Raw genomic sequence first — 19,874 nt, 5'->3', positions numbered from 1 at the left:
AAGATCCCACAATCATATTTGCTTTTGGTTATATCAGCTGTTTTCTTACCCATTCTATCCCATATTGGGCATTCATGAGAAGAGTCCTTTTACACTATACTGCCCGTTAGCTTAATGGCAAGGCCAGCACGTCGGCCGCGGCTAACGCTATATGTTCTTGTCCGTCGCTTTGGACAAGAACATGTAGCGTAAAAACAAAGAATCCGCGATAAACACGGATCCTGTACGCACTATATGTTCTTGTCCTCTAACAATTACAATAGGATTTAGTTCTTTTTCTCCGGTTGATAGGAAAGGATGGATACACCAGTAGAGGTCGTTTGTACTTCAACAAGCTTTAATGCTTTTGTATAGCTCCCGTCTTTGAAAAGACGTTTTCCGCTTCCCTGTACGACTGGTTGGATCATGAAATGATATTCATCGATGAGATCGTGTTCCATTAACGTGTGGATGAGATCACCGCTGCCATAGATCAAGATATCCTGACCAGGCAGTTGTTTTATCTTAGATACTTCTTCCACAATATTGTCTTTGATCATGGTTGCATTCCATGGACCTTCTTCTAAGGTTGTAGTTGCAACATACTTTGGATAGCCGTTCATTCTGTCGGCAAAACCCACCTCATCGGTCATAGTTGGCCAAGCTGCTGCCATCCCTTCGTAAGTCACACGACCCAATAAAAGAGTATCGCTAGAAAATAGCAAATCCGTTTGAAAATTCCCTACCTCTTCATTAAAGTAGGGCGCTGTCCAGGCCGGATTCTCTATAACCCCATCCAATGTCAAATACATCGATACTTTTACTTTTCTCATTTTCAAAACTCCTTTTGTTTTTGTATTGTTTCTACAATATACCCTTGAAGGAATATTCCTGTCAAGGAATATTTAAAAATTTCTGTATGTTCGGTCATAACGGATCCTCAGGGCTTGCCGCTCAGAGTTCGCCGACGATCGTGCAGTACCAGCAGGATGATCATGGCCATCATTACGCCCAGTACGGTGCCAGCCTCTGTGGTTAGGACCCGTGGCAGCGGGTACTCCGGGGAAGACTCAGAATCGGTGCGTATGGCGGAGAAGAGATTGTATGAGAACAGCATACCCGACGAAATCCATGCCGCTACCATCGGTGGAAGGAAACTCCGCGACCCGCGGCGGTAGATCAGCACCAGCAAACCCCACGCCCCCGCCAAGGCCCATGCACCGGTACTCAATGTCAGTAGATGCCACCACACATCGCGGTCATCCAGCCTGTCCGGGTCGATACCGAGGGTACCGCTTGCCGCCCAATACATCTTGATGGCACCCAGTATTATGCAGCCAGCTGCGATGAGCCTGCCTAAGGTGATCTGCATATCCCGGGTGTGTCCCGGCAATTCCATGTCGGTCGGACCACCCAGCGCCTCCGGCCACCGCGCTTTGGTGTATCCCGCCAAGGCAAGCGGCAGGAAAATACCAACCCCGATCAACGAGACCATGACGAATATCTGTTCGTAGATCCAGATGTCGGCTGCACCTGCCGCCATGTCCCGAGTCATGGCGGCCGGTCCAAGCACCGGTGCCAGCAACAGCATCGGAACGAGCAGACCAGTGCCTACCCACACGGGGAGGGCAACCAGCCATGCGGGTAGCCGTTCACCCCACGGCCTGCTGAATGCCAGCGCCAGCAGGATGCCGACCATAGAGAGAACAGCAGTTGCTGCGTTGATCGCGCGCCAGCTAGCATCGCCCATTTGCTCGGTCGGAATGAAGAGACCGAAAGTCCAGACGATTTTAATCAGAAGATACGGCATCACCGCTATGGCGGCGCCATAGCCACAAAACCTACGCATCTTCATCCATTGCGGGGCAAGCCGCCCCGCCGTTACCTTCTTGTCGTACTGCATGTTTTCTTACCTCCTTAAACAACTCTCCAATGGTTTCGATATCGTGCCATATTAAACCACCGAAGCGGTCCAGATCGAACTCCACTCAATTCCCTATAAATTCACCTTTTCTGATCACCACATATCCCATTCTATTTCATGTATCGAAAAGTAAAGTGACCTCAAGTTTAAGTTTAGGTTAAATTGTTTTATCCGGAAGTTGTTAGAGCCCCCGATCCAAATGGAATGTTATATTAAAAAAAAGGAAACCGCATGCAAATCATCTAAGATGACTCACGCTGCAGCTTCTTTTCCGACCATATATAAAATGCACTACCGTTTGCGTAGGATTCCAGTTCCCACTGCATGCCCATCTCCTTGGCCATCATCGATATGATGGCCAAACCGATCCCCGCGCCTTTTTCAGGTGACTCGTCAGAGAAACCAGGACCTTTGTCTTGAATGACAAGCATCGACTGCCCCTTTCGTTCAACGATTTGAATGCCTATGTACCGACCCAACCCAGCATGACGCATCACGTTCTGAAACACATTGTCAAGGATCCGGTTAAACCACAACGGATCTACAACCCATCTCAGCGGCCGCTCAGGAAGCTCAACAAGGACCTCAAAGCCCTTGTTCTCGAATACCGGATACCACTCGGCGACTCTGTTCCTGATTTCTTCAGCTATATCGATTGTTTGCACGCGCAACGGATACTTTCCCGCGGACAGCAGTGTGTACGAAAGAAGGTTATCCATCAGCTTACTCACATCATCCAGTTTGTGCTCGATTACGTCAAGCGAAGCCTGTCCCCGGGAGGAAGAAGGGTCTTTCCGAACAGTATGGGTATGCTGCCGGATCACGGTCAGCGGCGTCCTGAGATCGTGGGAAATATTCGAAATAAGTTGCTTGCGTAGTTCCTCCTCCTTCCTCTCCCGGTTACGGCTGTCCTTAAGCTCTCGTACCATCCGATTAAACGCCCCTTCGAGTTCTCCGATTTCGTCGTCCTTGCTTATGGTGACTTCATCCGGAATATCCTTCAGCCTGTTTACTGTCATCGCTGATTGAAGCCTGATGAGTCTTCTGCGAAGACGAACGAAGAAGAGCCAGGACAGCACGAAAAAGGACAGATAGATTACGAAGAACAGAAGAACGAGCAGCGCGTTTCTTGATAGCGACATTTCTGCAGACAGAATATGGGATTCGGGAATCTGAATCACCATAACCCCCTGCTTTGGATCGTTTCCGATGAGTGACGTTACGGCAAACGTCTCACGTCCACGGTGTCGTGCCCAAAATGAGAGAGCATCCTCATACGTCCACTGCTCGGGGATATCCGACGGGTGGTCCATGACAGGATACTTCTTCCCCGACTGGTCCACCCAGAACATCTCAGCATCCGGATAGTCTTCGTTCAACTTGTTTAGCTTTTCATGTATCTTATCCCTACTAGCACCGTCCAGCTTGACTGCTTCTTGCCGCCACATGCGGCTGATCTCCTCAGGAACATACAGCGCATGCTCCCTGAATAAATAGACCGGCAAATAAAACATCGCCGGAATGATCGGCCATAGAAGCAAGGCGGTCAAAATAAGGATCAGGTATTTCCTCATTAAAGAGCCTCGGATTCTCATGATCGCACCCGGTATCCGACGCCACGGATTGTCTCGATAATTTTGGGGAAACCGGAATCCAACTCGATCTTCTCGCGCAGATGCCGGATATGCACCGTCAGCGTCTTATCTCCACCCAAATGCGGCTCGCCCCAAACAGATTCATAAATCTGTTTTTGGGTCAATATGTGATTCAGATGGTCCAGGAAATACATGAATATATGGAACTGCTTACCTGTAAGCACAATCTCTGCCCTGGTTTCGGAATTCCATAAACGGCTTTCTTTCCGGTCGATCGTTAAATGCCGGATCTGAAGCTGTTCCGTTTCCGCAGCGCCGGTACGCCTGAGGAGGACTTGGATACGGGCAGCCAACTCATCCGGATGAAAAGGTTTCGTTATGTAATCATCGGCAAAAGACAAGCCTGTAAGCTTATCCTCGATTGAGGTTCTGGCCGTAAGCATCAGGATGGGCAGAGCGGGATTGATCCGTTTTAGCCGCTGACCGACCGTGAATCCGTCCAAACCCGGAAGCATAATATCCAAAACGACTAGATCGCAGTGTTCTATTGCTACCTCCGCATCTTGGCCTGAAGTCTTCCAGATCACCCCATAGCCTTGACCTATTAAAAAGTCTCTGGACCAGGAACCGATTTCCTGATCGTCTTCAATGTACAAGATGGTAAATGTCTTCATCGTGTTATGGTCCCCTAAAAAGTGATATATAGGTAGTCTAGCATATTATGGCTGCTGAGGAGATTGGGAAATCAATGATATTAGATGTCGATCTTCCATTTGATAATCTGGTGAATCGGAAAATCATGCCATTTAAAAATGTTTTCAATGTATCGGAGGACTTCATTTGTCCTCAGTCTTTAGATTTTAGATATTCATCAAATCGGTTATGAATACATGTTCTTGTCCTTTTCGGTTAACGATATACGTTCTTGTCCTCTACATGGGACAAGAACTTATATCATAAAAATAAAAAAACGCCAATTTGACGTCTCCTTATGGTTGTATGTTCTTGTTCTCCGACAGAGGACAAGAACATATATCGTTTGCCGCGCGTTTGCCTTCCTTTCGATAAACAAACAGATTCTGGATGGCTGATCAAATGAAAGTAAAATCCCAGCTTACAAATAAACTTACATTATTTATTTCTCGCTATGCTCGTACGATCCTGCCCATTCTTGGGGAAAGGCAGCCGCTAGATATCGGCTGCCTTCACAGGGGGTGGATTAAGCTATAGTTTCCCGTTAATTTAAAGGATGTTTTGCCATTTGTAGTAAATTGTAAACATATTCAGCTTTCTCATCTGAGTAAGATAACAATGTTGTTAAACCTTTTGAGACAGCTTCAAATTTTCTTTCGGAGTATTCTCTAGCATTTTCAGGATTCTGTCTCAAGAATTGTCGGATTAGAATATTGTTGTTCCATTGCTCGCCGTTCCATTCTACGATGGCAAGATTGAATGCTTGTCCTTCTTTCCGTTTTCGAAAATAGAGTCTCCCAGGAACACCTGCTTCTCCAAATCCTTCATAACCGGCTTGTATTAAATCTTTAATAATTGTTTTGTCTAGATCCATGTTTAAGACACCTATCAAGATATCAATAATAGGTTTTGCAATCATACCTGGTACTGATGTGCTTCCGAAATGTTGTATTTCTCTGGCTAGGCTACCAAATATTTTTTTAAGGTTACTTGCCTCATGTTCATAGAAATTTGGCCACAGATCATTATATTCTGTAACCGTGATGGCTTCATCAATTCCCATAATAATTACCCCCGCTAAATAAATAGACATTAGAAAATAATATCACATTGGAGTGGACTTAAGTATTGTTTTTATAAGCTATTCTGCCAGTTACTTCAATAAAAAAAGAGGAGTTGCTGATATCTTATTATAAGTAATATATATACTGAATAAGCTTGAGCCCTTTAGAATAAAGGGCTTAAGATTTAGTATATATACTAAAACTTATACCAAAACTTTATAGTTTAAGTGCTGATACTCTTTATATCAATTAAGCTCTGTTAGATAATAATATTGGTATATGGATATGCTTAAAGGAGGGATGTAATTTTCCCTCCTTTTATATTCGCAATTGAAAACGATTGAGAATCAAAATTATCTCTACAACTTGGAATTTATCAATTTGACTTTCATAATAGCATTTAAAGGCATATTACATTATCAATTGTTTTTTACTTTGTATTATGCTCATTTTGTTCGCTCTACAGAATACAGAAAAAATTCCATATCTATATTCCTAAAATTCTTAGTATCTTTATCAATAATATTCATACCGTTTCGAACAGCAACTTTTTGAGAGGCTATATTTGTGTCCCTAATAATAGAATAAACCCTATTTGCATTAAGAACTGAGAAAGCGTATTCCTTGCAAGCAATTGCCGCTTCTGTTGCGTAACCTTTGTGCCAATACGCTTTTTGAAACAAAAATCCTATTTCCAAAATTTCTTTTTCTCTCCAGCCTTGCATTGTCAAGCCACATTGACCAATCATTTCGTTTGTTTCTTTTAATACAACAGCCCAAAGTCCAAAACCATACTCTTCATATCTTTTAAGATGTCTGTTAAGCCAATTTTGTGCTTCTTCTAAGTTGAATGCACTTTCATAAGCAGCACGCATTACTTCCTCATCACACAATATTCCGCACAATGCATCATAATCGGACTGCACCATTTCTCTAATTATAAGACGTTTTGTTTCTATCAAAAATCTCCCACCTTTCTATTATATCAATAACCTTTCAAAAATTCCTTTCTTCTCGTTGTTCTATGAGTAAAAATGACCCGCCAGGAATAATTATTGCTTCATATTTGTGTGGTAAAGAAAGCACTTGTAAATCCGACTCATATAAGGTTGTGTTTAATCCTCGTTCGTCACAACGTTTACGACAAGAAGCTAACATTTCGGGAGAATAGTCAACACCGTCTATTACAAGACCAGATTCCAGTAATGGAATTAATATTCTTCCAGAACCAACCATTGCTTCAAGAATGCGTCCCTTTGTATGTTTTAACTGATCTCGATAATACTCTACATCCCCACCAAAAGAATCACCAATTTTCTTTGTGTGGTCATATACCTCTGTACATAATGCACCATATTTACTGAAAGACATATAGTTATTTCCCCTCCATATTTGGTATCTTAGAAAGGGACTTTAGAAAATGATTATCCCTTCCGCACCTCTAAATTCGTTCTACGGAAAAATAAATTAAATATTTTCATTTTAATCACTCTCTTTCTTATAGGATGCTTAATTATGGCATAATCTGTAATATTTGAACAAGAGAATTATTAATTTTAATTGAACTATCCTGCCCGTTAGCTTCAATGAATGGAAGGGAATAAGCTTCTCAACTCTCGTATCCGTTAGCACAACACAGAATTATCAAAGATCGGATTTTTCATCAATAAATAGCCGTCCAAGCTCACTTAAAAAATTATAGTACTGGTTAGCCTCTACGAACTTCACAACTTTAGCTTCTGTATCGGTAGACTCAAAAAATGGAATGATACATAGATTAATGTCCTGATTTAGTATATAAGCCAATTTATTCGGGTCTTTCCATATTCGGTCGTATCTCGTAAATGGATCATCCAGATCAAACGTATCTTCTGATAAGCCACCATAAGGTGCAAACCCAGGGATACCACCCATTCTATACCAATTGAGATAGGTTTTTTTCTGCAATGCATTTTCAACAAGGTTAGCCAATGGTACGCTAATCAACATGGGATCAAATTTCAAATTCCTTCCTTGTGATTTTGCAAAGTCGGGATGGTAGACACCCACTCCAACACTGAACGATACGAATATGTTGCTGTTACTTCGGCTTTTTTGTATTTGGCACACCTGACGGATACCATTTACTTTTCTAGAGAAGGTGTTTTTTGAACGCTTAAAGCCAAGTTCTTGCAATTTAGGCTCGAATAAATTCGAAATCATCTCATTCAGTTGTTCACTATAATGAATAGTCATTTACACCCACCTTTCATAGTTGAAACTCGATTTGAAAATCATAGGAAACAAAAAAAGCCCCTTGATATCAGGGCTTTTTTGCTCTGTGCGATGCCGCGATTTCGCGATCGATAACAACCGCAGTGAACGCTCAATCAAGCCGTTCGTTATCGGGAGAGAGAACTGGTTATTTGCGAACACGCCACGCTGCGCGAAGGCAAGCGCGCCGTAAATACGATGAAGCGCTGAAAGTTGCTCCGCCAGAGACGAGAGCTCACAAGGAATCGGATAAGCTTTCATCGCGGAGACCAGTGGCGTGAGCCATATCTAGTAAATGGACTCTTGTATAGTTACCTGCCGTTCCTCTCTTCCCTTCGATTTAATAGGATATTTAGGTAACAACTTCAATACTAACACTTACTTGAAGGGAAGGTGGCGTTAAATGAAAAGAGGAATGAGTTCTATGAGAGGCACGCGAGGAATGAGTCCTATGAGGGGCAAGCGAGGAATGAGTCCTATGAGGAGCATTTCAAATCCCGCTGCAGAAAAGGGCCTCTCTGCATTTAAGAAAAAAATATCAATTAATCAATTTTACAAAGACGTCATTCGTTTAGTTAATCTAGAAAGAACTAGTCGAGGCATCCCGGCATTAAGAGAATCGAATCTTCTTGATTGGATGGCGTATTACAAGGCAATAGACATGAGAGATAAAGGGTATTTTGGTCATGTTTCTCCCGTTTATGGTAACATGGGACAACAGTATACTAGATTTGGAATTCGATGGACCGCTTATGGAGAAAACCTTGCATATGGCTATACAAATCCAATAGCAGTTGTAGCTGGTTGGATGAACAGTCCCGGACACAGAGCAAACATTTTAAATCCAAACTTCACATACACTGGAGTCTGGTATACAACAGGAGGCAAATTAGGACGTTACTGGGTTCAAGTATTTTGGAGAGGATAGTACAAAGTTGATGGTATCACGGCTACATTCATTCCCTTTATAAGTGTAGAAGTCAAACAGCCCTCATCATGACCGTATGGTGGGGGCTGTTTGACGCTTACAAATAAACAACCCCTTAGTTGCTACATCAATCTGAACATTTTCCTCATTTTGCCATAACAACCTGCCCGTTAGCTTAACAAGGCAAGTGAACTTTTTAGTGCAAGAAAAATTGTTACATAAAAATGCTCATAACGTAACAACATAAACATGAGGTGGTGAAGATGTCAAAATTATGCAAGGGTTATGTTATTACAGTATTTATATTAATCGTTTTCTCAGTTTACTTAACTCCTTCTTATGCTCAAAGATTACAGAATCCCCAAATAAATGACTGCCAAGAGGTAAAAAAGCGGGCTAAAGAGTTGGAGAAGCGTTTGACTCAGCTTGAGCCTCCTTATCCGACTACAATCGTTAAAGCACCAGAGCAAGTTGAAGCCGATAAAAGTTATCCAACTGACACTCTTTCTATTCCTGCGGTAATGGATAAAGGAACAAGAATTCGCTTCAATATAATTAAAAATGAGCCTAATTATGAAAGACCCATATATAAGGAACAATGGCATAGCACATATTGGGGAGGAAGATGGAGTTATGTGCCTGAGCGAATACATTACGCACTCCATCGGCTATTCACAACTTATGACATTGGAATTTCAGGCGAGTTGAATTTCAAACAAAACATTGGCATTGATTTCCCTATGTTTCAGAATAAAACTGACCTTGATTTGTATATTGTAACTTTTCAAATAGCGGTTACAGATGTTTATACTAAGGGGAACCAAATAATTGTAGTGGGCAATCCTAAACGAAATGGTGTACAAGTTTTAACCATTAAAACTGGTGATTTACATCCTTCTGATTTAAAGAAATTATTACTTGTGCAATTAGCAACTCCAAACGGTGATGAACTTGATTATTCACTTATTGTTTACGAGCCACCAGATTTTTGGCTAAAACAAATACAAAAAGCAAAAGAACGAAAAAGTTAAATGTGCTTTTTACTAACACCTTTTGCATGGGCTGTAAATGTAACTAAACTGCCCGTTAGTTCAATAGAAAAGAGGAGCTACCACAAAGGAAGCTCCTCCGCTATCGTGTCCCGTTAGTTCAACGATTCAGTATTAAAATAATTCTAATAACTCATTTGGCAAAAATAAATCCCCTTTGTTTAACCGAATATAACCGATTTCTTCATGAGCAATTGATACCATAAAATCAGACCCATCGTTATTTAAAAAACAAAGATCCTCGGGCCAATTGGGGTGTTGCCAGGAAAATAAACTATCCGCCACTTCTGCCAATATTTTAGCGGATTCTTCACAGCACCTATACACATAAAAATATCCATCTGTGTAAGCAATTTCGTTTCGTCCATGCAAATCATTATAGCTGTGTACATTAACCAAGAAGGGCTCCAGTTTTTTAAAAGTTGCAACGCAATGCTCACTTCTAAATAAGATTTCTCTATCTGCTAGTATAAATAAAGGAGACCGTCTCGTTGCAAAGTCAATAATTTGTTTGTAATCATTACCAATAGGATTTGATTTTAGCCCAATCATCTTGTCCTCCTTACTGTAGTGAGCAGATTCTGCATTATCGTCACCCGTTAGCTTAACCTTCACTCTGAGCTTTCTTCTAACATTACAATTTCTTTTGCTGTGAGAACGCCAGGCAGATTTTTCTCAATGCTTTTTCTGATGTCCACTGGTTTCTCTAAGATAATGTTAACGGTTGAACTTTGTGAAATGTCATTTGACTTCAAAGGCTTACCATTCACATCTCGAAACTTTGTTTGCAGCTTCTGAGCAGCCGACAAGAAAGGCTTTATCCCGTATTTCTCTAACCTGTCCCTTAAATGAACTAACTGGATTTCCACAACCAACTAATAATACGCTAAAAACTAAAAGTACTACCGCTAACCTTGCCATGGATATCACCTCCATATAGGTTGAACGAAAGTGGAACATATATTGTTGCTCTAAACTGCCCGTTAGCGGAATGGGTTAACTAGTGTAGCCTTATTCAAAAAGGACAGGAATTATTAAGGAAAAAAGTATGGTTCCAACCAAGAATGAGATTAAAGAAATTTTATAACCAAGTTTTTTTATGAACATCACACCAAATACAACTACTATAAAGGGAATGCCCCACAAGAAATATGGAAGGAATTTCATTTCGATTTTGGAGTTTAAAAGTCCTGACAGTATTGATAGCGAATTAATGTAAAGAATAGTTCCAATTAATATCCATAAAATAGAAAATAAAAGCCCAACCATTATGTTAGAAATTAATTTACCTTTAGTCATGAAATCCCTCATCCCAAGGTTAAATCTGGATAATTTTAATACGAATCCGTTATTAGGGAGTTACATTTGGTTGAGCAAATCTGCCCGTTAGTTCAATAGAAAAGAGGAGCTACCACATAGGAAGCTCCTCCGCTATCGTTTCCCGTTAGCACAACTAATTAAATTTCTTTAGTCATCTATAAGTTTTTTTGTAGCCCTTTCTTTAGAAAATTTGTCGTTATTATATTGTTTAGAACCATTCTTTGGAACAGATAAGCTTTCCCAACTACTCTTCTTTAGAATTTTTGCAGCGTAAATAATTTGCCCAACGTGATATGGGCAATGTGCTAATTGTCTATTGATTGCTTCTATAATTGTGTGCCCTTCATTCCGTATATAAATAATTTGTGATAATTGATCAGTTTTAATTGAATCAATTGCATTGAATAAACATGTCCAACCTTCGTTCCACTTTATTAAAAGCTCCTCTTTAGTTTTAATGTCATTCTCAAACTCCGAATCTCTATCTCGCCAGGACTTTTCTCCGTCAGTGGTTAGAAAATCTGTCCATCTTGAAAGCATATTTCCCCATAAGTGTTTTACTATAGTTGCGATGCTATTAGAATCGTCATTAAAAGTTACAAATAAATGTTCGGGATCTACTTGATTAATGGCTTTTTCCCCAAGTGTTTTGTAATAAAGAAATTGTTTTTTGATACTATCCAAATAAATTTGCTCATTATCCATTTCTAACACCTTACTTTCGCATATTGTTTTAAAGATCTTATTCCATCAATGTGAACTATTATTATTTAGGAATTGCGTATAACTCCTAATCTACGCACTCGTGTATCCCTCTCATAAAGCTAGATAAGCGCATTCGCTTAATCTCCCTCCGTAGAGTGAAAGACGAAGCTATTCATCATCTTCGACTTCCGTTGTCATCAGATCTGTGGACTCTAGATGCAAAGGATATCTTCGATGCTGCCAAGAGTATAGATTATGGATTGTGTCTGAAATACGTACCACTGTGTTCACCTCTTATAACATTAAACATATATAAAAGCATTTTGTTACGTCAAACTGCCCGTTAGCTCAACGAGGCTACCGTTTCTTAACGGCAGCCTCGTCCCCTGAATAAGTCGGATCACGACACTATAGTTGATCTCGCTGATTTCACCCTGAGTCGTTGGACTTGGCTCTACTCAACGAACTTTGGAGTGCCATGTACCACTAACTTATTTCCACTGGGATCATAAAAGTCAAAATCTATTCCAAGGATCTCTTTGATGTCTCCGTATTCAATTACCCCTCCGTTTTCTCTGATCTCGCCAATATGTACCCCTTTACTCTGCAAATCGTATAGTAGCTTCCGAATATCTGCTGCTTCAAAGCCTATAACAACAGACATCATTCCCTGGGTCAATTCCGTTTCACATAGAAAAATTTCCGGACCTGAAGGAAGTTCAAGAATAGTCATTTTGTTGTCCGGTCGTTTCCATTGTACCTTGAATCCCAGATTACCGACGTACCATTCGGTAGATTCCTCAAGATTTTTAACTGGAACTTGTAGATATGAAACACTTTGAAGTATCGTCTCTACCAATTTTCTTCATTCCTTTCAATTATTAATTTAGAATCATCAACGATTGATATTCAACTACCCTTTCGAAGATCACATTGCTGTTTTATTTATTCAAGAATATTAATTCAGTACCCTTTATTATCCAAAAATATCTTTTATATTTATTCTGCTCTATTGCCCGTTAGCTTAACGAGAGCGTGCAGTCTACAACTTTATTCTCACGGTCTAGTACTTTATTTTTCAGTCTAATACTTTGTTTCGCTGAACACCAATAGATAATTGCATTTCTCCGCCCCATGCGTTACACTCTTTACATTGACAAATTTGCAGGTCTATAAAAGGAGGTTCACGCGCCCATGTGCCCCCGTACCAAAGAACAAAATGAGCTCATACGTATGCAGCGCAGAGAACAGATCCTGGACTTCGCCGCGCGCGCCTACTTCCGCACGGGCGGTAGCTTTGATATTCGCGACGTCGCCCGCGAGGCCGAGCTCGGTTACGGCACGGTATACCATTATTACCCCAACCGGCATTTACTAATAGAAGATGTTCTGGGCAGCGGCTTCGAGCGATGCGAGCAAACCCTGGCAGAATGGGCGAATATCAGCCGCGGCACCCCGGATAACAGGCAGCTACTGACGTATTGCAAGGTGCTGCTCCGGCTGTGGCAGTCGGACGCCCGCGCATATCTCGTCTACAAAATGGCGGCGGAACATTATGTAGGCTTGCCTGAGAAGGATCGGCACCCCGCCAAGAGACGATTCATGGAACGGCTGTACGTTCCGCTCCAATCGATCGCCCAGCGCGAAGACGACAGCGTCGACTATATGCTTGCCGTGCTGGTCGGCTGTTGCGGGCTGCACTATTATGCGAGCACTTCCGAGTTGGACGTCGATCGAATCGCCCAACTCGCGATGCAAGCTATTACGAAGGAGTCCTGATACAAACATGGTCATCTTAAAAAGCAAGCATGAAATCGAGGCCATCCGCAAGGCATGCCAAGTGGTGGCCGAATGCCATCGCACGATCGCCCCGCTCATCAAACCGGGCATCACGACGAACGAGATTGAGCGCATATTCGAGGACATTATTTTGAAGCACGGCGCCAAGCCATACACGAAGGGCTACAAGGGCTATCAATATGCGACCTGTGCCTCCGTCAACGACGTGATCGCACATGGCTTCCCTACTGATAAACCACTTGAGGAAGGCGATATCGTGACGATCGACACGGTCGCGGAGCTCGACGGCTGGCTCGGCGATTCTGCCTGGAGCTATGCGGTCGGGAAGATCTCGCCGACGGCCGAGAAGCTGATGCGCGTCACGAAGGAATGCCTTGACCTCGGCATCGCGCAGGCGCAACCCGGCAATCGGCTCGGCGACGTGACGAGCGCGATTCAGCGGCATGCCGAATCGAACGGCTTTGGCGTCGTGCGCGACCTTCTCGCCCATGGCATCGGTCGGGACCTGCACGAGGCGCCGAACTATATGCATGTCGGCAAGCCCGGCAAAGGCCTCCGCATCAAGGAAGGCATGGTGTTCACGATCGAGCCTATGATCACCGAAGGCACCTACTACATGACAATCGATCCTGACGGCTGGACCGCCCGGACGCTGGACCGCAAGCTCGCCGCCCAATACGAGCATACGATCGCCATCACCGCTGAAGGTCCACAAATCCTGACCGCGCAATAGAATAATTAGAGGCCGACCAACAAGATGGTCGACCTCTTTTTTACGTATTCGGCATAGCATCTTACTTCATCCGATACATGCGTTCATCCGCTCTCTTATAGAGCCCAAAGGAGCTGAAGCAGGTTCGCGGAAAGCGTATCCTCAAGGATCGTGATGAGGCTGTTCGCCTAGGCGCTATCACAAGCCAGTACGACGAATTCATCTCCGGTCAATCGCGCGACAAAATCGGAAACGCCGGCTGACTCGGACAATAACCGGGCCAGATGATGCAATACAAGGTCTCCCGCATGATGGCCATGGGTGTCGTTAATCGAGCAATTCTGTCCTTTATTTCGACTGCGGTCCATTGCGTTATCCTGCTCGTTAGCTTAACGAAGTGTTATGTCTCAGAGAGAGGTTTCCAGTTAGGTTCACGTTGGTCTTTATCTGTTGGTTTGCGTTTAACACGCCCAAGAATAAAGGCTTTTTGATATTGTCTTAATGACTCTGAATTGGCTCACCCCTTTATAATCTGGGTTACTTTCCTACAATATAGTAGACTGGATGTTGATAATTAGAATTTGGGATTAGATTATTTTCTTAAATATAGCTTCGAGTATCATTGTTCCTGCCAAACTTATAGACGGCTATTAAAGATAAGGCCACGAAAAAAGCAATCAAAATGATCAGGTTCAAGGTTAATTCCCCAATAGATACCCCTTGCTGTAGATTGCTAAAGGTATCCAGAAGCCAATACTGGGGAAGAAAGTGTGCGAGCTGCTGCATGGTTTCCGGCATTAATGCAAGCGGGAACATACATCCAGACAGCAAGCTGCTAGGAATAAGGATCATATTCTGCATGCCGCTGGCTCCTGAAGAGCTGCTTGAGAATGCCACGATTACAAGCGATAGACCTATTGCCACCAGAGCAAATAACACAAGAATTAGGAACATGCTCCAATAAGGAACACCCGGATCGACACGAAAAATATTTATCATGATCAAAAGTGTCACTGCAATCTGCAGCATCATCATTGTCAAATTTACGATGATATTAGATAAGACATAAGTTCTAGGATTGATCGGTGAGGACAAAAGGCGATAATAGGTTCTATTCTCTCTTTCCTTAATAAGAATTCCAGATAAATTCGAAGCAGACACCAGCATGAGGACGAGCAAGTAACCTATTGATTGATTCGTTTTGTTGTAATTTACGGACTGATCCTCTACTGACTCAGCTGATAATTCGAAGCCTGTTTTTTGAAATTCCTCATAAAGGGCATAAAATTTAGCCTCATCTCCTTTAGCCACCTTCCCAATCGAAGCCATATTGTTAATATGTTGATCCAAAGATGCCTTGACAGGTCCGGTAACCTGCGCCCCCTTAATGGATACGATCTTAACATTTGCGGGATTGCCGACAATCAAGCTCTGCGTGAAACCTGCGGGAAGGATAATTGCTGCATCTAGCTCACCAGAAGCAATCAGCTCTTTTATCTCATTCTCCTCAATCTCACTTACAAGCATGGAATCCTGTCTGCCCACCGATTCAATAACACTCTTTGTAATCGTCTGACCTCCATCATGATTAACAATGCCCATTCTCAATTCGGTTTCTCCCGAGCTTCCTTGGACTAGAGTCGCGAGCAGAATTCCCATAACAGGAAAGACGAAGTATAGAAATAGATTCAAATAATTCTTAAATGTAGAAATAAATGTTTTCCGGATCAACCATAACGTGTCTCTCATACTTACAACCCTTCCTTTTTGCGCATCATCGTTAATGCGATACTAAGCAAGACGACCGCGAAGCCGATATTTAAAAGCATGGCGTTAACCGTTGCTGAAAGACTATCTGCGTATATAATTTCAAGAAGTGCAGAATTAGACCATTGCAGCGGAGAAAAAGAAGAGAGGGTTGCCATGATTCCCGTAGCCTTCTCGACCGGGAAGTATGAACCGCCAAGAAATGCAGCCAATTGGATAATAATCATAACAACAGTGCCTGATGCATTACCCTTGATGATATAACTGAACCCGAGTCCCAAGCTCACAGCGAAAATGATTTCAGTAAAGAGCGTTAGAAACACTAGACCCAAATTTTCACCCCAATAGGCATTAAACATGTACTTACTGACGAGTACTACGACAATTGTTAGTATAAAATTCAGCACGACAAGCCCTGCTAATTTACCCGCGAAAATTTCGATTTTCGTCACCGGTGAAGCAAGCAATCGGACAACTGTGTTCCTTTTGCGTTCACCGTCTATTAATTGTGCGGCCGTCAAGGCGCTATATAAAATAATCATTGTCGTAATCGCTACAGCGAAATAGTCCATAGCACCAGGTTTTCTTGTCGCATTCAGCGACTCCTCCACCACATAGCTTTCACCGCCGCTTCCGGTCATGATCGCATCCGCTTGCTCCGAGTCTGTACCTGCTACTTCAGCCGCCAATCGGTAACGATCTGCAAAAGCTGTAAGCACACTCTTAGCAATATCGCTTTCAATCAAGCTTTGACTACTGCTGTAATACTTCAGCCCACCGTCCGAAATCTCGACGTAACCCGCATAGCGGTTGTTCTTCACTTCTATCTTCCCATCCGTCTTCTCGTCTGCCTTCTCGAGTTTAATGCCGACTTTATGCATCTGCCCCGTAAAGTCATCCCAATATTTAGAGAACTCACTCGATGTGCTATTATTCTTATAAAGTACGTTGATCTCTCCAACCGTTAAACTGCCGTTAAAAGCATTCGTAAGCGCCGTTCCCATAATAAGCATGGTTAATAGCGGCGAAACCACCAAGAACAAAAGCATCTTGGGATCGCGGATAACCTTTAACTCTTTAAGCATTATTCTGAATGCATTCATTTCCCCTTCTCCTCCTTATCCCTTCTTTCTTGTCAGTCTCGCAGGCTTCTTCCTGTCAATGTCAGGAACACCGTCTCCAAACTAGGCTCATTCTCTTCCACTGAACGTATTTCAATATCGTCCGCCATCAACTGCTGGATGATTCGGTTCAAATTATTGACCTCGGAATCAGAGGTGATCTTAACGATTCGATCCTCCACTTCAACCCGGTTTACACCAGCAATTCCCTCTAGCTTGTTCCTATCCAGATTTTCCGCCGAACGGACCTCGATACCTATATTTTTCTGATTCGTAATGATGGCCTTTAATTGACCTTTCGTTCCTTCCGCGATGATCTTGCCGTGGTCGATAATGGCGATTCTTGTACAGATCTCCTCGACCTCCTCCATGTAATGGCTGGTGTAGATGATCGTACAGCCCAATTCATTCAGTTTCTTCACTGAACCAAGAATATAGTTGCGAGATTGCGGATCAATCCCCACCGTTGGCTCATCCATGATGAGTAGCTTTGGCCGATGGGCGATTGCACAGGCTATGTTCAATCTTCGCTTCATGCCGCCTGAAAAATTTTTGGGATAGCTTTTGTGCTTGTCGCCAAGTCCCACGAATGCTAGTGCTTCAATCACCCGCTCCTTTAACTCTGCCCCTCTGAGTCCGTATAATCCGGCGAAAAAATAAACATTCTCGTAAGCTGTCATATCCTCATAAATAGCCATTTCCTGCGGCACAATCCCGATGTTCATCTTCGCGAATTTGCCATGCTTAGCGATACTCTTGCCAAGAACTTCGATTTCACCCTTGGTAACCCGGAGCAGAGAGGCAATCATGTTGATGGCCGTACTCTTACCTGCTCCATTCGCACCCAGAAATCCGAATATCTCGCCTTCCTTCACGGACATCGTGATATTGTCCACGGCAATAAAATCTCCAAATTTCTTCGTAAGTTGCTTAATTTCAAGTACGTTCATTCGTCACACTCCCGTTTCGTCTTTAGGATAATGTAATTGTAATAAAAAAGGATGCCCATGTGACAGTGCACAAGTTCATCCTTAACCCCTGAGAATCTTCCTATCTAATTAACGCAAATGTCATCTTATCCGTGAGGAATTAATGTAGTGACACTGAAGCCTCTAGAGCCATCGAAGATAATCGTACCATTTACGCTTGCTGCCCGCTCTTCCATGCCGATTATTCCCAAGCCTTTTATCACCTTCTGCTCTCCTTTACCGTTGTCCGATACTTCGACCTTGATCAAGGTTCTCAGTACCTCGATATGGATGGAGATGAAAGTAGCGTTTGAATATTTCATGGCATTGGTCAACGCTTCCTGAGTGTTCTCCTGAATGACCTTCCACTGGATCGGAGTAATGATGTCGACATTACCTTCATGAGTGAGGGAGGTCCTGACCGTATGCTTCGCTGAAAATTCATCAACAAATAATTTCATCCGATTCATTCCGAGCTGTTCTGTCGGCGGCTTCATATTCTTAAGCACAAGGCGGATGCTCTCGATCCCATCCTTGGAGATATGGATTGCATTCTGCAGCAGCTCCGCCGACTTGGTCGGATCGGAGGTGAACAAGCGCTTCGAGGCTTCCATCTGGATCAATGCACCTGTCATCGAATGTCCGATCTTATCATGAATTTCCTGGGACAGTCGGTTACGCTCCTCCAGCTTAATCGTGTAATCGGACTGTCTGATATATTCTTTATTCTCATTTAGACTTTTAGTCAACTGCTGGATATGTTCGTTACTATTTTCTATGTATTCTTTGAGGTCTGCAATTTTGCTAATGTAGGTGTTAAGCAAGAGATAGTAGAGGAAACTTAGCATCGCAACGAGACCATATGTAACCAAAATGGCTTGAGATTCTTGAGACAGCAACAAGAGTGGAACCAGCATAAGAAATAGAATAATTCCGCGTTTACGCAGGTATATAGTGAATAGTTCGTATATGTTCAGAGGAAACAGAAGTAAGAATAAGGGTTGGATGTATGACGAGGACGCTGCGGTAACCAGCATGGACAGCAGAAGCACGATCGTCGTGATACTAACCTTTTTAGCGATATGAATGGAAATATTCAAACACAGGTAGAGGAGGATGGACAGCATATACCATGGTGAAATTGAACCTACCGATACATAGGATTGAATGGCCACATAGCTTAAGAGAATCGCTTTAATGCCCATTGTCCAGAGTTCTACAGGGGTTCCCCGCTCCGTCATTTAATCCACTTCCCCGGTCAGAAAATAAATCGCGATTTGTGTACGATGCGTAAGACCCTTCTTAGCTAGGATAGAAGTAATGTGATTGGCAATGGTACCTTCTGAGATGAACAGATTCTTCGAGATTTCACGATTGGAAAGCCCCTTCGCGATAAGGGACATTATGTCGTGCTCTCTATCAGTAAATAAGCTTCTGTTGATCTTACTCCCTCTATCTTCTTTCTTATCTTTATCCTTATCCTCTAGCAAACTAGATTTCAGCTTATCCAGCACAGCATCCTGCAGAACATTATGTCCGTTGTATACAGTTATAATGGCATCCCGGATCCGCTCCGGTTCGTTATTCTTGAGCAGATATCCCTTCGCCCCGTTGCGGATCGCATCGAGAATAAATGTCTCGTCATCGAAGGTAGTCAGGATTAGCGCTTTGGTTCCTGTCTGCTCGGAGATCAGCTTGGTCGCTTCCACACCATTCATTTTGGGCATCTGCACATCGAGCAGTGCCACGTCTACTACATTCTCCCGGCAGAAATCTACGGCTTCTTGACCATCCTGAACCGTCGCCAATACTTCGAACTCATCGAAAGTGGTCAGTATGATCCTCATTCCTTCCCGGATAAAGGGATTGTCATCGGCAATAATGATCTTTATTTTCAACACTGCTCACTCTCCGTTCACCGCTATTTAGCAATAACCATCACATTGTCATATTTATCTATTAGTATAGCATTCTTCTTTTCGTTCATTAATAAATA

21 protein-coding genes and 2 pseudogenes are annotated in these 19,874 nt (G+C 42.8%); 5 read left to right on the top strand and 18 right to left on the bottom strand.

The genetic code is table 11. The features are described 5' to 3' along the window. Positions 1-266: 266 nt before the first annotated feature. The 8 genes and pseudogenes from AC0YN7_RS21475 to AC0YN7_RS21440 form a co-directional block, all read right to left on the bottom strand. Positions 267-812, bottom strand: coding sequence for a dihydrofolate reductase family protein (locus AC0YN7_RS21475; RefSeq protein ID WP_475812073.1), 546 nt, complete (start codon positions 810-812; stop codon positions 267-269). Between the two features lie 107 nt (positions 813-919). Beyond that, on the bottom strand, positions 920-1,882 hold the full coding sequence (locus AC0YN7_RS21470) for a hypothetical protein (RefSeq protein ID WP_475812072.1): 963 nt from the start codon (positions 1,880-1,882) through the stop codon (positions 920-922). Between the two features lie 263 nt (positions 1,883-2,145). After that, positions 2,146-3,477 (bottom strand): HAMP domain-containing sensor histidine kinase, encoded by a 1,332-nt coding sequence (locus tag AC0YN7_RS21465; RefSeq protein WP_475812071.1) that lies wholly within the window; start codon positions 3,475-3,477, stop codon positions 2,146-2,148. A gap of 17 nt (positions 3,478-3,494) precedes the next feature. After that, entirely contained in the window at positions 3,495-4,172 is a 678-nt protein-coding gene (locus AC0YN7_RS21460; RefSeq protein WP_475812070.1) for a response regulator transcription factor, read from the bottom strand. A gap of 563 nt (positions 4,173-4,735) precedes the next feature. Next, the gene (locus AC0YN7_RS21455; protein WP_475812069.1) at positions 4,736-5,254 is read right to left on the bottom strand and encodes a GrpB family protein; all 519 of its coding nucleotides are present in this window, start codon (positions 5,252-5,254) and stop codon (positions 4,736-4,738) included. A 447-nt stretch (positions 5,255-5,701) separates the two neighbouring features. Then, positions 5,702-6,217, bottom strand: coding sequence for a GNAT family N-acetyltransferase (locus AC0YN7_RS21450; RefSeq protein ID WP_082596080.1), 516 nt, complete (start codon positions 6,215-6,217; stop codon positions 5,702-5,704). Between the two features lie 52 nt (positions 6,218-6,269). Next, positions 6,270-6,626, bottom strand: a pseudogene (locus tag AC0YN7_RS21445) (class I SAM-dependent methyltransferase); the annotation flags it as partial. 273 nt (positions 6,627-6,899) lie between these two features. Beyond that, positions 6,900-7,490, bottom strand: a complete 591-nt coding sequence (locus AC0YN7_RS21440; RefSeq protein WP_475812068.1) for a DUF4304 domain-containing protein — start codon at positions 7,488-7,490, stop codon at positions 6,900-6,902. 106 nt (positions 7,491-7,596) lie between these two features. On the opposite strand from AC0YN7_RS21440, the pseudogene AC0YN7_RS21435 reads away from it, so the two are divergent. From AC0YN7_RS21435 to AC0YN7_RS21425, 3 genes and pseudogenes are all read left to right on the top strand, one after another. Further along, positions 7,597-7,695: pseudogene (locus AC0YN7_RS21435) on the top strand (IS66 family transposase); the annotation flags it as partial. A gap of 282 nt (positions 7,696-7,977) precedes the next feature. After that, on the top strand, positions 7,978-8,436 hold the full coding sequence (locus AC0YN7_RS21430) for a CAP domain-containing protein (RefSeq protein ID WP_475812067.1): 459 nt from the start codon (positions 7,978-7,980) through the stop codon (positions 8,434-8,436). A 263-nt stretch (positions 8,437-8,699) separates the two neighbouring features. Further along, the gene (locus AC0YN7_RS21425; protein WP_475812066.1) at positions 8,700-9,467 is read left to right on the top strand and encodes a hypothetical protein; all 768 of its coding nucleotides are present in this window, start codon (positions 8,700-8,702) and stop codon (positions 9,465-9,467) included. A gap of 132 nt (positions 9,468-9,599) precedes the next feature. Here AC0YN7_RS21425 and AC0YN7_RS21420 read toward each other — a convergent pair whose 3' ends face one another. The 4 genes from AC0YN7_RS21420 to AC0YN7_RS21405 all read right to left on the bottom strand — a co-directional run bounded on the left by AC0YN7_RS21420 (position 9,600) and on the right by AC0YN7_RS21405 (position 12,369). Then, positions 9,600-10,037 carry a hypothetical protein gene (locus tag AC0YN7_RS21420; RefSeq protein WP_475812065.1) on the bottom strand — a complete coding sequence of 146 codons (438 nt, stop codon included), beginning with the start codon at positions 10,035-10,037 and terminating at the stop codon, positions 9,600-9,602. 459 nt (positions 10,038-10,496) lie between these two features. After that, positions 10,497-10,784, bottom strand: coding sequence for a hypothetical protein (locus tag AC0YN7_RS21415; protein WP_475812064.1), 288 nt, complete (start codon positions 10,782-10,784; stop codon positions 10,497-10,499). A gap of 168 nt (positions 10,785-10,952) precedes the next feature. Beyond that, positions 10,953-11,510: a DUF1572 family protein gene (locus AC0YN7_RS21410; RefSeq protein WP_475812063.1), complete on the bottom strand. Its 558-nt coding sequence runs from the start codon at positions 11,508-11,510 to the stop codon at positions 10,953-10,955. A 454-nt stretch (positions 11,511-11,964) separates the two neighbouring features. Then, entirely contained in the window at positions 11,965-12,369 is a 405-nt protein-coding gene (locus tag AC0YN7_RS21405) for a VOC family protein (protein WP_475812062.1), read from the bottom strand. Between the two features lie 374 nt (positions 12,370-12,743). Here AC0YN7_RS21405 and AC0YN7_RS21400 point away from each other — a divergent pair, with 374 nt between their 5' ends. Beyond that, positions 12,744-13,289, top strand: coding sequence for a TetR/AcrR family transcriptional regulator (locus AC0YN7_RS21400; protein WP_475812061.1), 546 nt, complete (start codon positions 12,744-12,746; stop codon positions 13,287-13,289). Positions 13,290-13,296: 7 nt separating this feature from the next. Next, the gene (gene map / locus AC0YN7_RS21395) at positions 13,297-14,043 is read left to right on the top strand and encodes a type I methionyl aminopeptidase (RefSeq protein ID WP_475812060.1); all 747 of its coding nucleotides are present in this window, start codon (positions 13,297-13,299) and stop codon (positions 14,041-14,043) included. Positions 14,044-14,210: 167 nt separating this feature from the next. Here the strand turns inward: map and AC0YN7_RS21390 are convergent, their stop codons facing one another. The 6 genes from AC0YN7_RS21390 to AC0YN7_RS21365 all read right to left on the bottom strand — a co-directional run bounded on the left by AC0YN7_RS21390 (position 14,211) and on the right by AC0YN7_RS21365 (position 19,776). After that, entirely contained in the window at positions 14,211-14,390 is a 180-nt protein-coding gene (locus AC0YN7_RS21390) for a diguanylate cyclase (RefSeq protein WP_475812059.1), read from the bottom strand. A 232-nt stretch (positions 14,391-14,622) separates the two neighbouring features. Continuing rightward, complete coding sequence (locus AC0YN7_RS21385) at positions 14,623-15,771, bottom strand: ABC transporter permease (protein ID WP_475812058.1); 1,149 nt, start codon at positions 15,769-15,771, stop codon at positions 14,623-14,625. Between the two features lie 2 nt (positions 15,772-15,773). After that, the gene (locus tag AC0YN7_RS21380; protein ID WP_475812057.1) at positions 15,774-16,892 is read right to left on the bottom strand and encodes an ABC transporter permease; all 1,119 of its coding nucleotides are present in this window, start codon (positions 16,890-16,892) and stop codon (positions 15,774-15,776) included. A 32-nt stretch (positions 16,893-16,924) separates the two neighbouring features. Continuing rightward, on the bottom strand, positions 16,925-17,860 hold the full coding sequence (locus AC0YN7_RS21375) for an ABC transporter ATP-binding protein (RefSeq protein ID WP_475812056.1): 936 nt from the start codon (positions 17,858-17,860) through the stop codon (positions 16,925-16,927). Between the two features lie 125 nt (positions 17,861-17,985). Beyond that, positions 17,986-19,119, bottom strand: coding sequence for a sensor histidine kinase (locus tag AC0YN7_RS21370; RefSeq protein WP_475812055.1), 1,134 nt, complete (start codon positions 19,117-19,119; stop codon positions 17,986-17,988). Continuing rightward, positions 19,120-19,776 carry a response regulator gene (locus tag AC0YN7_RS21365; RefSeq protein WP_475812083.1) on the bottom strand — a complete coding sequence of 219 codons (657 nt, stop codon included), beginning with the start codon at positions 19,774-19,776 and terminating at the stop codon, positions 19,120-19,122. Between the last annotated feature and the right edge of the window lie 98 nt (positions 19,777-19,874).

The sequence above is a fragment of the Paenibacillus sp. J31R122 genome (genome assembly GCF_056269185.1).
This window is presented reverse-complemented; position numbering and strand designations above follow the sequence as displayed.

Coding starts and splice junctions, on each gene's coding strand:
- AC0YN7_RS21475 (WP_475812073.1), bottom strand. CDS start 812: ATGAGAAAAGTAAAAGTATCGATGTATTTGACATTGGATGGGGTTATA.
- AC0YN7_RS21470 (WP_475812072.1), bottom strand. CDS start 1,882: ATGCAGTACGACAAGAAGGTAACGGCGGGGCGGCTTGCCCCGCAATGG.
- AC0YN7_RS21465 (WP_475812071.1), bottom strand. CDS start 3,477: ATGAGGAAATACCTGATCCTTATTTTGACCGCCTTGCTTCTATGGCCG.
- AC0YN7_RS21460 (WP_475812070.1), bottom strand. CDS start 4,172: ATGAAGACATTTACCATCTTGTACATTGAAGACGATCAGGAAATCGGT.
- AC0YN7_RS21455 (WP_475812069.1), bottom strand. CDS start 5,254: ATGGGAATTGATGAAGCCATCACGGTTACAGAATATAATGATCTGTGG.
- AC0YN7_RS21440 (WP_475812068.1), bottom strand. CDS start 7,490: ATGACTATTCATTATAGTGAACAACTGAATGAGATGATTTCGAATTTA.
- AC0YN7_RS21430 (WP_475812067.1), top strand. CDS start 7,978: ATGAGTCCTATGAGGAGCATTTCAAATCCCGCTGCAGAAAAGGGCCTC.
- AC0YN7_RS21425 (WP_475812066.1), top strand. CDS start 8,700: ATGTCAAAATTATGCAAGGGTTATGTTATTACAGTATTTATATTAATC.
- AC0YN7_RS21420 (WP_475812065.1), bottom strand. CDS start 10,037: ATGATTGGGCTAAAATCAAATCCTATTGGTAATGATTACAAACAAATT.
- AC0YN7_RS21415 (WP_475812064.1), bottom strand. CDS start 10,784: ATGACTAAAGGTAAATTAATTTCTAACATAATGGTTGGGCTTTTATTT.
- AC0YN7_RS21410 (WP_475812063.1), bottom strand. CDS start 11,510: ATGGATAATGAGCAAATTTATTTGGATAGTATCAAAAAACAATTTCTT.
- AC0YN7_RS21400 (WP_475812061.1), top strand. CDS start 12,744: ATGCAGCGCAGAGAACAGATCCTGGACTTCGCCGCGCGCGCCTACTTC.
- map (WP_475812060.1), top strand. CDS start 13,297: ATGGTCATCTTAAAAAGCAAGCATGAAATCGAGGCCATCCGCAAGGCA.
- AC0YN7_RS21390 (WP_475812059.1), bottom strand. CDS start 14,390: ATGGACCGCAGTCGAAATAAAGGACAGAATTGCTCGATTAACGACACC.
- AC0YN7_RS21385 (WP_475812058.1), bottom strand. CDS start 15,771: ATGAGAGACACGTTATGGTTGATCCGGAAAACATTTATTTCTACATTT.
- AC0YN7_RS21380 (WP_475812057.1), bottom strand. CDS start 16,892: ATGAATGCATTCAGAATAATGCTTAAAGAGTTAAAGGTTATCCGCGAT.
- AC0YN7_RS21375 (WP_475812056.1), bottom strand. CDS start 17,860: ATGAACGTACTTGAAATTAAGCAACTTACGAAGAAATTTGGAGATTTT.
- AC0YN7_RS21370 (WP_475812055.1), bottom strand. CDS start 19,119: ATGACGGAGCGGGGAACCCCTGTAGAACTCTGGACAATGGGCATTAAA.